7 protein-coding genes are annotated in these 12,514 nt (G+C 58.4%); 4 read left to right on the top strand and 3 right to left on the bottom strand.

Features of this window, described 5'->3' with window-relative positions; all coding sequences use genetic code 11:
- Window positions 1–173 precede the first annotated feature (173 nt).
- The gene (uvrA, locus tag QZW03_RS17235; protein ID WP_296511289.1) at window positions 174–3,173 is read right to left on the bottom strand and encodes an excinuclease ABC subunit UvrA; all 3,000 of its coding nucleotides are present in this window, start codon (window positions 3,171–3,173) and stop codon (window positions 174–176) included.
- A 130-nt stretch (window positions 3,174–3,303) separates the two neighbouring features.
- Between uvrA and QZW03_RS17230 the strand changes: the two genes are divergently transcribed.
- Both QZW03_RS17230 and ssb read left to right on the top strand, forming a co-directional pair.
- Window positions 3,304–4,491: an MFS transporter gene (locus QZW03_RS17230; protein WP_296511290.1), complete on the top strand. Its 1,188-nt coding sequence runs from the start codon at window positions 3,304–3,306 to the stop codon at window positions 4,489–4,491.
- 24 nt (window positions 4,492–4,515) lie between these two features.
- Window positions 4,516–5,013 (top strand): single-stranded DNA-binding protein, encoded by a 498-nt coding sequence (gene ssb / locus QZW03_RS17225; RefSeq protein WP_296511288.1) that lies wholly within the window; start codon window positions 4,516–4,518, stop codon window positions 5,011–5,013.
- Between the two features lie 87 nt (window positions 5,014–5,100).
- Here the strand turns inward: ssb and QZW03_RS17220 are convergent, their stop codons facing one another.
- On the bottom strand, window positions 5,101–6,927 hold the full coding sequence (locus tag QZW03_RS17220) for a TolC family outer membrane protein (protein ID WP_296511287.1): 1,827 nt from the start codon (window positions 6,925–6,927) through the stop codon (window positions 5,101–5,103).
- A gap of 147 nt (window positions 6,928–7,074) precedes the next feature.
- Here QZW03_RS17220 and QZW03_RS17215 point away from each other — a divergent pair, with 147 nt between their 5' ends.
- Complete coding sequence (locus QZW03_RS17215; RefSeq protein ID WP_296511286.1) at window positions 7,075–7,782, top strand: transglutaminase-like cysteine peptidase; 708 nt, start codon at window positions 7,075–7,077, stop codon at window positions 7,780–7,782.
- 21 nt (window positions 7,783–7,803) lie between these two features.
- Window positions 7,804–9,717 carry an EAL domain-containing protein gene (locus QZW03_RS17210; RefSeq protein ID WP_296511285.1) on the top strand — a complete coding sequence of 638 codons (1,914 nt, stop codon included), beginning with the start codon at window positions 7,804–7,806 and terminating at the stop codon, window positions 9,715–9,717.
- Window positions 9,718–9,771: 54 nt separating this feature from the next.
- Here QZW03_RS17210 and QZW03_RS17205 read toward each other — a convergent pair.
- A partial coding sequence (locus tag QZW03_RS17205) for a VCBS domain-containing protein (protein ID WP_296511284.1) occupies window positions 9,772–12,514 on the bottom strand: 2,743 nt, incomplete at its 5' end.

Here is a 12,514-nt window from a genome sequence, read left to right as displayed (position 1 = left end):
AGCTCGCGGCAGATGGAAATAGTCTGGCGCTCTTGGTAGTCCAGCTGTTTGTATTCTTGCTTGGGTTTCATCGTCACACCTTATTGAAGTTTCAATCGGTGTGTTGCACTTCACTTTTGAGCGGGCCAGGGCTAGAGGCTGATTTCTCTATAAATAAGCCTCTGTGGGCTGCCTTAGAGCAGCGCTTTCAAATACCGCCCCGTGTGGCTGTTGGGGTTGGCCGAAATGTCTTCCGGTGTGCCCACACCCACCACGGTGCCGCCACCCGCGCCGCCCTCGGGTCCGATGTCGATGAGCCAGTCGGCGGTTTTGATCACGTCCAGGTTGTGCTCGATGATGACGATGGTGTTGCCCGCGTCCCGCAGCTGGTGCAGCACCTTGAGCAAGAGCGCAATGTCGGCAAAGTGCAGGCCGGTGGTGGGCTCGTCCAGGATGTAGAGCGTGCGGCCAGTGTCTTTTTTGGATAGCTCCAGCGCCAGCTTCACCCGCTGGGCTTCGCCGCCGGACAGCGTGGTGGCCGCTTGCCCGAGGCGGATGTAAGAGAGGCCCACGTCCAGCAGGGTTTGCAGCTTGCGCGCAATGGTGGGCACGGCGTGTAAAAACTCGTAGGCCGCCTCCACTGTCATGTCCAGAATCTGGGCGATGTTTTTGCCTTTGTAGAGCACTTCCAGTGTCTCGCGGTTGTAGCGCTGGCCGGCGCACACGTCGCAGGGCACGTACACATCGGGCAAAAAGTGCATCTCGACCTTCACCATGCCGTCGCCCTGGCAGGCCTCGCAGCGGCCACCGGCCACGTTAAAGCTGAAGCGACCCGGGCCGTAGCCGCGTTCGCGGGCGGTGGGCACCTCGGCCATCAGCTCGCGGATCGGCGTGAACAAGCCAGTGTAGGTGGCGGGGTTGGAGCGTGGCGTGCGGCCAATGGGCGACTGGTCGACGTTGATGACCTTGTCGAAATACTGGATGCCGTCGATGCTCTCGTGCGCAGCGGGCTCGTCGTGCGCGCGGTAGAGCTGGCGCGCCACAGCGGCGTAGAGCGTGTCGTTCACCAATGTGCTCTTGCCGGAGCCGGACACGCCGGTCACGCAGGTGAGCAGGCCCACGGGGAAGTCCACGTCCACGCCTTTGAGGTTGTGGCCCGTGGCACCGGTGATGCGAATGGCTTGCAAGTCGCCCTGGGTAGCAATGTGCTGCGCTTGGCGTTCGGCCCAGGCCACGGCCGCCTTGCTGGGTGCGCCTTTACCGCCCAGAGCCTTGGCCACCGGGGTTTTTTCTGCCACCACCGGCAGCCAGGGCGTGCGGCGCTGGGGCACTGCAATCTGCAAGGTCTTGGCGAGGTACTGGCCGGTCAGCGAGTCGGGGTTGGCTTTGACTTCATCAAACGTGCCTTGGGCGATGACCCGCCCGCCGTGCACGCCTGCGCCCAGGCCCATGTCGATCACATGGTCGGCGGCACGCATCATGTCTTCGTCATGCTCCACCACCAGCACGCTGTTGCCGATGTCGCGCAGGTGTTGCAGCGTACCGATCAGGCGGTCGTTGTCGCGCTGGTGCAGGCCGATGCTGGGCTCATCGAGCACATACATCACCCCTGTCAGGCCGGAGCCGATTTGGCTGGCCAGGCGAATGCGCTGGCTTTCGCCGCCACTCAGCGTCTCGGCGCTGCGGTCCAGGCTCAGGTAGTTCAGGCCCACGTCGTTCAGAAACTTGAGGCGCAGCCCGATCTCGCGGATCACTTTGGCTGCAATCTCGCCGCGCGCGCCGGGCATCTGCAGGGTATCGAAATAGGCAAAGCTCTCGCGCAGGGTGACGCGGCTGATTTCATAGATGGCACGGGCCTGAGCCCCTTCGCCCACCTTCACATGGCGTGCTTCTTTGCGCAGGCGCGAGCCAAAACAGTCGGGGCAGGGCTGGGTGCTGCGCAGGCGGCCCAGGTCTTCGCGGACCACGGCGGAGTCGGTCTCGCGGTAGCGTCGCTGCATGTTGGGGATGATGCCCTCGAAGGGGTGCTTTTTGGTGACCTTTTTGCCCTGCTGGGCACCCGAGTCCATGATGTAGCTGAACTTGATCTCTTCTTCGCCCGAGCCCTGCAGGATGGCGTGCTGCACGTGGTCCGGCAGGCTCTCGAAGGCAGCGTCGATGTCAAACGCATAGTGTTTGGCCAGGCTCTCCAGCATGGCGAAGTAGTAGCCGTTGCGCCGGTCCCAGCCCTTGATGGCGCCGCTGGCCAGACTCAGCGTGGGGAAGGCGACCACGCGTGCGGGGTCAAAAAACTCGTGGTTGCCCAGGCCGTCGCAGGTGGGGCAGGCACCCACTGGGGAGTTGAACGAAAACAGCCGCGGCTCCAGTTCGCTGATGGAGTAGCTGCACACGGGGCAGGCGAACTTGGCGTTGAACAAGTGTTCGACGCCCGTGTCCATTTCGAGCGCAATCGCGCGGCCGCTGGCAATGCGCAGCGCAGCCTCGAAGCTCTCGGCGAGCCGCTGCTTCAGGTCTTGCCGCACTTTGATGCGGTCGACCACCACGTCAATGTCGTGCTTCTCGGTCTTCTTCAGCTCGGGCAGGTCTTCGGCTTCATAGGCTTTGCCGTTGAGGCGGAAGCGCACATAGCCCTGCGCCTGCATCTGCGCAAACAAGTCCTGGAACTCGCCTTTCTTTTCCCGCGCGACCGGCGCCAGGATCATGAGTTTGGTGTCTTCAGGCAAGGCCAGCACGGCATCCACCATCTGGCTGACAGTTTGGCTTTGCAGCGGCAGGTCGTGGTCGGGGCAGTAGGGGGTGCCTGCGCGGGCGTAGAGCAGGCGCAGGTAGTCGTGAATCTCGGTGACGGTGCCGACCGTGGAGCGGGGGTTGTGGCTGGTGGCCTTTTGCTCAATGCTGATGGCGGGCGAGAGGCCTTCAATCAGGTCCACATCGGGCTTGTCCATCAGCTGCAGAAACTGCCGCGCGTAGGTGGAGAGGCTCTCTACATAGCGGCGCTGACCTTCTGCGTACAGCGTGTCAAAAGCCAGGCTGGATTTGCCGGAGCCCGAAAGGCCTGTAATAACCACCAATTGGTTGCGCGGAATATCGATGTCGATATTTTTCAGGTTGTGGGTGCGCGCACCCCGCACACTGATGTTTTGCTGCTGCAAAGCGCGGGCTAGGTATTTGCCGTCGTCAGTAGGAGAGTTCAAGTTCGTGGCCGCCGGAAGAGTAACCCGCCATGATAGACAATGTCGGGTTGCGGCGTCACCTTCCGGTTTCTGCCGCCCTTAACGCCAGAGAGTGACCGATTTGTCCGCCCCCCCTGTTTCCGATACCACCATGACCCCGCTGGAGCGGCGTGCCAGTGCGTCCCTGGCACTGATTTTTGCGCTTCGCATGCTGGGGCTGTTTCTGGTTCTCCCTGTGTTTGCGCTGGAAGCCCGCAAATACCCCGGTGGGGACGATGCCGCTCTGGTCGGCATGGCAATGGGGGTCTACGGTCTTACGCAGGGGCTGCTGCAGATTCCATTCGGCTTGGCCTCCGACCGCTTTGGCCGCAAGCCGGTCATGGTGATCGGTCTGGTGGTGTTTGCCGTGGGCAGCGCGGTGGCGGCGTGGGCACCGACGTTGAGCTGGTTGGTGGCGGGCCGCGCGATTCAGGGTGCCGGTGCTATCTCTGCCGCGGTTACCGCTTTGTTGGCGGACCAGACGCGCGACGTCGTGCGCACCAAAGCGATGGCCATGGTCGGCGCCAGTATCGGCTTGATGTTTGCCCTCTCGCTGGTGCTGTCTCCCTTGCTGGCCGCCCATATCGGGCTGCATGGTTTGTTTGGCCTGACAGCTTTGTTGGCCTTGGGGGGTATTGCCGTGGTGGTCTGGTGGGTACCACCGGCCCCGAAGGTGCAGGTGGACCAGGCGCGGGGCGGCATCGTGTCGGTGCTGCGGAACCCGGCGTTGTTGCGCCTCGATTTTGGTGTGTTTGTGCTGCACGCCGTCCAGCTTGCCATGTGGGTCGCCGTGCCGGCCATGCTGGTGCAGGCAGGGCTCGCGCGCGACGCGCATTGGCAGGTCTATCTGCCGGCGGTGCTCGCGTCTTTCTTCGTCATGGGGGCGACCCTGTTTCCCTTAGAGAAAAAAGGCTACCTGCGTGCAGTGTTTTTGTCCTCGATTGGCCTGATTGCCTTGGTGCAGGTCGCCCTGTGGGGGCTGACCCAGACCGGGCCGGGCGTGTGGACTATGGGGCTGGTGTTGTTGGTGTTTTTTTGCGGCTTCAATGTGTTGGAGGCCAGCCAGCCCAGCCTGGCATCCAAGGCTGCACCAGCGGCCGCCCGGGGAGCCGCTTTGGGTGTTTACAACACGCTACAGTCTTTGGGCTTCTTTGCGGGTGGCGCCTTGGGGGGCTGGCTGGTCAAGACACTCGGCGCCCCGGCATTGTTTGCCGCCAGTGGTGGCGCAATGCTGGCCTGGCTGCTGGTGGCGTGGCGAATGGACGCGCCGGCCGCAAAAGCCGTGGCAAAGGCAGGATAATCAGCGACTAATCTGGAGAAAACCATGGCATCCGTCAACAAAGTCATTCTGGTCGGCAATTGCGGCCGCGACCCTGAAATCCGCTACTTGCCCTCCGGTCAGGCCGTGGCGAACGTCAGCATTGCAACTACCAGTCGCCGCAAGAATCGCGATACCGGCGAATCGATGGAAGAAACGCAGTGGCATCGGGTGACTTTCTATGAGCGCCTCGCTGAAATCGTGGGCGAATATGTCAAAAAGGGCGCCCCGATCTATGTGGAAGGCCGCCTCAAATACGGCAAGTACACCGATCAGTCCGGCGTTGAGAAAAACACCGTGGACATCGTTGCGACCGAAATGCAATTGCTAGGCGGCCGCGAAGGCATGGGCGCTCCCCGAGGTGGTGATGAAGGCGGCGTACCCGCGCCGCGCCGCATGGCTCCTCCACCCCGTGCAGCTGCACCGGCACCAGCGCCCCGGCAGGCACCGGCCCCGCGCCCTGCCAGCGGGTTTGACGACATGGACGACGATATTCCGTTCTAAGTTCTGCAGCCTGCAGGGCACTTCAGTGCTCTGCGTAGGGCATAAAAAAAGCGACCCGAGGGTCGCTTTTGTTTTGGTGCACACAGTTTAGAAAGTGCGGCCTTTGGTCACGGTTTCTTTCAAGATTCTCCAGTTGCCGTTCACCAATTCCATGGAGAGGGTCTTCTCGACGGTGTCGCGGTAATCTTCCGATCCGTACTCCTGGGTAAAGGACACTTCGGTGTTTTTACCATCGCAGCGGGCGGGGGTAATGTTCTTCAGCACGGTGGAGATGCCACCTTGCTTGCCCACCCGCTTTTTACGCAAGCTTTCCCATTGCGCGCGGCTCAGACCTTGTGCGGGCACAAAACCTTCGGCGTAGGCACTGAAATAGCCGTTAATGTCTTTAGCGTTCCAGGCCGCGATCCACTTTTCGACAGAGGGGGTCACTGCCGCGCAGGAGGCAGGCGCTGCGGGCGCCGCAGGAGCTGGTGCAGGCAGTGGTGCTACTGCAACCGGCGCAGTCAGCGTCGGTTGAGGAAGTGTTGATTTGTCCAGAACAATTTCGTTGCTAAGGTCAGTGGCGCACAGCATCGCATCGTCGTTGGCTTCAGTGCCACCAGGTTGGTTTGGTGCGGTGCTTTCTAGTGGTCGCAATTTGAGCGCGCTCAACAAAGTACCGTTGACGCCCAGTACCCGGGCCTTGGCCAAGTTGAGGTCGTACTCGGCGTTCACGAGGGCACGGCGCGCCTGGAAGTACTCATTTTCCGTGTCCAGAAGATCCAGCAAGGAGCGCTGGCCGATATCGAACTGTTGGCGATAAGCTTCGCGCGCCTTGGAGGTCGACAGTTCGTGCTGGCTCAGGAAGCCGATCTGCGATTGCAGCTTGGTAACGTCATTCAAGGCGATCATGGCCGTTTGGCGCACATCGCGGCAGACCTTGTCACGCAGATCGTACGTGGCGTTGAGTTTGTCTACATATTGCCGGATACGTGCCTGGTCGGAACCACCCCGATAGAGGTTGTAGTTGAGCACCAGTTGCAGTGCGGAGTCGCGGTAGTCGCCCGTGACTGCGGAGCGGTTGGTCTCCAGGCTCTGCGAGGCCCGGAACTCCAAGGTCGGGTAGTTGGCTGCTTTGCGCAATTCGGCGTCGGCACGGAAGGCGCGGATATTGGACACCGCGCCCAAAAACTCGGGGTTACCGCGCACGGTGTTGCCCACGTAGTTGTCGCGTGCAGGCAAAAATGGCGTCAGGTTGGGGACCGGGGTGAGGTTGGCTGCCGGCAGTTCACCGACCAGGCGCTGGTATCGCGAAGACACGTCATGCAGGTTGGCTGCTTCGGTCAACCAGTTGGATTCGGCCAAGGCCAAGCGCCCGGAGGCTTGCTCCAGATCCACCCGGCGGCCTACGCCTGCCTTCACACGGGACTCCAGGCGGGTGTACACATCCAAGTGGTTCGCGTAGTTTTCCTTGGCCAGTTCTACGAGTTCCCGGTAGCGTTGAACGTCGAGGTAGGCACGGGCTGCCTCCAGTCCGATGTTGTCACTGCTGGCCAGCAGATCGTAATAGGCGGCCATGCGCCCGTGTCCAAGGCGGCGCACATCGCTGGCTGTGGCAAACCCGTCAAACAGTGTTTGGCGTAATTGCAAGGTTGCCGTGGTGTTCGAGTAACGCTTGTCACCTGACATGCCGGGGGAGAAAAGAGACTTTTCTCCGGCAGTTGCTTCCAGGTCAATGCGGGGCTTCCAGCCACCCTCTGCTACTGCTTGCTCGTTGGTGCTCGCCATCAGGGTTTTGTGCTTGACCTTGATTTCGGGGTTTTCAAGAATCGCCTTCTCCACGGCATTGACGAGTTGCGAAACGGGTTGCGCCGCTGTGGCTCCGGTGAGGAAGATGCTGGCAATTGCCAATGCGAGTGGAGTGTGGTGTTTCATTCTTGTATGCTGTGGTGGCATCAGGCGGTAGGTGGTAGCTGAAACATGTGGCTTGTGGCCAGACATTCCTCCTCCCAATTTTAGGGGGCAAGGATAAATTAGCTCAGGAGAGAGTGTGACTATTTCCCGCTTTTCCTGTTTTTTTGCGTGAAAAACACTTTCTTTATCACTTTTCAGGCTTTGCGTGCCCATGCTGTCACGGTCCTCAGGGGCTTGTTGCTGGGCGGACTGCTGTGGTTGGTGATCTGGAATTTTCACGCGGCGGCCGGTCTGGAGTTGGTGCAGTCATCGTTTGTGCAGCGATGGGGGAGCAGCGCTCTACCCAAGCTGGATGCGTGGCGAAAGTTGCTCGTGGGGCTGGGGGATGCCCCGGACCTTGACCGAATCAAGCGCGTCAATAGTTTTGTCAATCAACAGGTTCAGTTCAGCGATGACACTCTGGTCTGGGGGCAGGCAGACTATTGGGCAACGCCCGTCGAAACATTGGGGCGTGGTGCCGGGGACTGCGAGGATTTCGCGATCGTCAAATACTTCACGCTGTTGCAATTGGGTGTTGCGCAGGACAAGCTGAGGTTTATCTACGTGAGAGCGAAAACCGGAATGTCTGACGCCACCCAGGCGCATATGGTTTTGGCCTTCTATCCGACACCAGATGCCGAGCCGCTGGTTTTGGACAATCTTGTCGGTGATGTCCGTGTGGCATCGCGCCGGCCTGATCTGGTTCCGGTATTCAGCTTTAACAGCTCTGGGGTCTTTAATGGCGTGGCCGGCGGAGGTCCTGCTGCTGGTGGAACGGGCCGTTTGTCACGCTGGGAGGATTTACTCCGGCGAGCTAAAGCCGAAGGCTTTGAATAATTCTGTAAGAGGAAATAGAACATGTCTATGTATCGACAGCTCTGGTTGGCCATTATTGCCAGCATGTTGCTGGCTCTTGGTGGAGGCTTGCTGGCGTCTTTGTTGTCGGCCAGAGGCTATCTGGAGTCGCAGCTAGCTATCAAGAACACGGACAACGCGACGGCGCTGGCGCTGGCGCTGAGCCAGAGTGACCCGGACCCGGTGAGTGTGGAGCTGGTCGCTGCCTCGCTGTTTGATAGCGGGCATTACCAGGTAGTCCGGGTGGTGGATCCATCAGGCTTGGTTATTACGGAACGTATTGCCCCCTCTGAAGTACTGGATGCGCCGGCATGGTTTTCGTCACTACTTCCCATCCAGTCGGCGCCCGGTCAAGCTCAGATTTCTAACGGATGGAAGCAGTTCGGCACGGTGACCTTGATCAGTCACAGCCGGTTTGCTTATGGGGCACTTTGGAAGAGTGCCAAAGATATGACGGTTGCTTTGGCGCTCGCCGGGTTGGTTGGGGGCTGGTTGGGCAGCCTAGTTTTAGGGCGTTTGCGTCGTCCATTGAACACCGTGATCGAGCAGGCTTCTGCGATTTCTCAGCGGCGATTCGTGATGGTGGATGAGCCGGAAGTTCCAGAGCTGAAGCAGTTGGCAAGTGCAATGAATGCCACGGTCGGGCGCCTGAAGTCGATGTTTGATGATGAGGCCAGCCGGCTTGAGCAGGTTCGACAAGAGGCGAACTTTGACGGGCTGACCGGATTGGCGAACCGCGGGCACTTTTTGGCGCGCTTGCGGCAGTGCATGGATTCTGAAGACTCAACAGGCGGCGTGCTCATGATGGTGCGGCTTGCGGATCTGGCGGGAGTCAACCGCAGGCTGGGCAGAGCCTCTACCGATGACTTTATCAAGTTGGCAGGTGGCGTGATGGCCCGCATTGCTGAACCACACGCCAAGGCCGTACCGGCTCGTCTCAATGGCGCAGATTTCGCCTTGCTGATACCTGGCAATCTAGATGGAGCCGCTCTGGCAAAGCAATTGATGGACTTGCTCGGGCAAGAGTCTGCCCCCTTTGTGGAGGGGGGACGGGTGGCTGCCGTCGGGTTTGGTCGTTTTCTGCAGGGCGAAGAAATGGGGGAGTTGCTGGCGCGTATTGACAGTGCACTTGCAAGCGCGGAGCTTGGACAGGCCAACAGTATTCATGAAGCACCACTGTCTACCAATGACGACCTGCCTCGCACTGCAGATCAATGGTCGGTGATGATCCGTCGCGCACTTGAGCACGGCTGGGTGCGTTTGATTTCTTTCCCGGTGATGTCCATGGAGGGGGCGCTATCGCACCGGGAATGTCCCTTGAGGCTCATGTTTGATGAGCGGGGCGAATGGTTGCCGGCCGGCCGTTTTCTCCCTATCGCTGAACGACTCAAGCTCACGGCCGCGCTTGACCTTAAAGCGGTGGAGCTTGGCTTGCAGGATCTGAGCAGCAATCCCACTCTGACTGGTCTGGCGATCAATCTATCCGCCAGTTCACTGGAGGACCGTGATTTTTCTTCCGCTCTACTGGGTCTTATCAAGCAGCATGGAGAGGCTGCGCGTAGGCTTTGGTTAGAGGTGGCAGAAGAGGGCGTTTTTAAACATTTAGAGGCGTTCAGGGCCTTATGCCCTTTGCTGAAGGCTTCAGGGTGCCATGTGGGATTGGAGCATTTTGGACACCGGTTCAGCCAGATTGGCCAATTGCACGATTTGGGTCTCGACTATTTGAAGGTCGATTCAAGTTTTGTGAGAGGTGTGGATGCGAACGCGGGTAACGCAGCCTTCTTGAAGGGGCTCTGCAGTATTGCGCACAACATCGGGCTGCAGGTGATTGCAGAAGGCGTCAGTACCTCGGCTGAGGGCATTGCACTCAAAGCCATCGGTTTTGATGCGGCCACAGGACCGAGTATTCAAGAATAAGCGAATCCGCTCTTCAAGTATTGACGAGAAGAGCGGATCACGTTTAGTTCCAATTTAGTCCAGCAGTAGAGTCCCGTTTCTGATCAACGTTTGTAATAGCAGTGCCTCGTTGCCGCTTGTAGTGCCTACTGCGGTGTACAAGTTGACGTTATCCAAAATAATTCGCTGATCTTCAGCTGCCGCCGAGTAAGTTCCGCCAGCGAATCCGCCGGTGCTGCTGATACGAATTTCAGTGTTGGTTCCATTGACGTTGATATCAATGTAGTTCAACAAGTTGGAAATCGCTACATCCGTCGCTGCACCTCCGCTATTGCCGGATGACGTGTGCTCGCCAACAAGAAGCTCTCTTAAGTCGAGAACATCTCCGCCGCTAAGAGACACATTGCTATATCCCCCGCCATAGTTGAAGTCTGTGACATGGTCTACAGCTGGTGAGCCCGCTGTGCCTCCGTCATTGAGTCTCCATGCGAAGGTGTCAGAGCCTGTACCACCGGTCAATATGTCATTTCCCTTGCCGCCGATGATGAGGTCATTGCCTCCAAGCCCGCTAATCGTGTTTGCTGCGCCATTGCCTTCAATCCGGTTATCAGATGCATTACCTGTGAGGTTAATTACCCCTCCGTCATAGGCAACCAGATTTTCGAGGTTAGCCGCGAGGACGTAAGTTGTGCTGAGGTTTGTTGAGACGTAATTGGAATCAAGCTGGACAGTGTCAGTGCCAGAGCCTGCCGCTTCGACGATAGTGTCCAATGTGTCACTCAGTCGGTAGAAGTCATCCCCCACGCCACCGGTTAGTGTGTCTGCACCTGCTCCGCCGACCAATAGGTCATTGCCGGTGCCCCCGTTCAATATGTCGTTTCCGGCACCGCCTTCCAATGTGTCGGCTGCATCGCCGCCGTTCAGTGTGTCATTACCATCGCCACCCATCAAATAATCACGGCCAGCGCCGCCAGTCAACGTATCGTTCCCTGTTCCCCCACCCAAAATAGAGCCGGTCCGCAGCTGCCAAGTCGACGTGGTGCCATCGTAGACAAGGTCTTGAATTCTTGTGTCGGCGATTGTGGGCGCTGATTCATTGGTAAACATGGCCGTGTTTGTCAGAGACATTACTTGCCAAGTACCAGAGCTGCTCGATTTGTATTCAATCCGCAGCCGCGAGTTTCCGCCTTGTTCCCAATAAAGGAGCTCTAAGGATTGAAGTCCGCCGGCCAAGTCACCTAATTGCAGATTGTTAAAAATGCGTGTCGTTGGGCCTTGGTTCCCGTCGTACTCAAGCAACGTGTGGCCGTCTACGTTCAACCGGAAACCATCGTCCGCAGTAACGCGGAAATCATACGAGCCAGGTTGCGTGTAAAACTTGCCGGATATCCGAATTGCCGCGTCAGAGGTTGTTCCAAGTCCCGAGGTGCCGTTAGTGTTTCCCACACCTGTTTGAACTATTCCAGTACCTAGGTCTTGATCCAAGAAGTTGCTGAGTGCACGGGTCGTCGAGTTCGCATTTCCGTCATTGGCAAGCAAAACATTGCCCGATGCAACGTTTTGGTTCGATCCCAGTGAGGAATTTACCGTTGGGTTGAACCCGTAATCAATGCTGCGTGCCTTGAAGCTCACATCGGCAACATTGGCATTCGCTGTGGTTGATGTCCCAACAATGCTTGCCCCGCCAGCTAATGAATTTCGACCATCGATGATTGTGTACATATCCTCGACAGAGTTCAAGTTCCCAGCGCCAAGGTGAGTACCGAAAGTTGCTGTTCCGTCGTCGCTATGGGTGCGCCCAATAGTGGTGGTCGTTTCGTTGTAACCATAGTATTCGCCGTTGAAGCCGGTTGCCGCTCCTGTGAGCGGCACAACTGTGGGTGGCGGTGCCACCGTATCTTGGGTCCCGGTGACATTGATGGTCAATGTTGTGGTGCTACTTGCGCCATTGTCATCAGTGATCGTATAAGTGAAAACGTCCTGAGCAACCTGACCTGCGGTCAGATTGTTTGTTGCGGGACGAGTGTTGTCTAGCGTGTAGGTGTAATTCCCGTTTATGCCAATACTTACTGTGCCGTAGGTCCCACTTAACGCTACCCCTACATTTCCAGTAGCTGACGCTAAATTGCCAACCGCTACACCTGTCACGGTAAAGCTTGAGCCACTGTCTAAGTCGTAGTCCTGTCCCGCAGTGCCTGGAGTGACATCTCCACTTACTTGACTGGAAGCAGTAGTTGTGCCTTCAGTAATTGAGTTTGTATCGGCAATTGCTACAGGCGCGTCGTTGGCGCCGGTGATGGTGAACGTCACATCCTGGAAGGCTGAATCGGCCGTGCCGTCATTGACCTTGACTTGGTAGGTAATGGTCAGACTCTGGCCAGCGCGCAAGAAGTCCAGGTTGGCAGTTGCTGGATCGAAGGTATATCCGATGGCAGTACCTGCGCCGCCATTGGAGGTCTGGGTGGTTGGAGAAAGGGTGAAAGCACCTGCAGCGGTCAGCGCAGTGGCGTCTGCTGGCAAAGTGAAGTTCACGCCATTCAACTGAACCACTGGAGAGCCGACAACAGAGGCAGTCAGGGTGTCGCCCACATCCAGATCCGAGACAGCGAAGCTACCTGTAATGGCGGCAAGGTTCTGGGCGGATGCGTTTGCGAGTTCGACAACCGCTGCTGGATTGGTCGTATCTGTGAGCACAGGCGCGTCGTTGGCGCCGGTGATGGTGAACGTCACATCCTGGAAGGCTGAATCGGCCGTGCCGTCATTGACCTTGACTTGGTAGGTAATGGTCAGACTCTGGCCAGCGCGCAAGAAGTCCAGG

The organism is Rhodoferax sp., from assembly GCF_013297935.1.
GTDB lineage: Bacteria > Pseudomonadota > Gammaproteobacteria > Burkholderiales > Burkholderiaceae_C > Allorhodoferax.
The sequence above is the reverse complement of the archived record's forward strand: the minus strand, read 5'-3'. Positions and strand labels throughout refer to the sequence as shown.

What these genes read in the sequence shown, in the direction of transcription:
- ssb (WP_296511288.1), top strand. Translation starts at nt 4,516, where the DNA reads ATGGCATCCGTCAACAAAGTCATTCTGGTCGGCAATTGCGGCCGCGAC.
- QZW03_RS17230 (WP_296511290.1), top strand. Translation starts at nt 3,304, where the DNA reads ATGACCCCGCTGGAGCGGCGTGCCAGTGCGTCCCTGGCACTGATTTTT.
- QZW03_RS17220 (WP_296511287.1), bottom strand. Translation starts at nt 6,927, where the DNA reads ATGAAACACCACACTCCACTCGCATTGGCAATTGCCAGCATCTTCCTC.
- QZW03_RS17210 (WP_296511285.1), top strand. Translation starts at nt 7,804, where the DNA reads ATGTCTATGTATCGACAGCTCTGGTTGGCCATTATTGCCAGCATGTTG.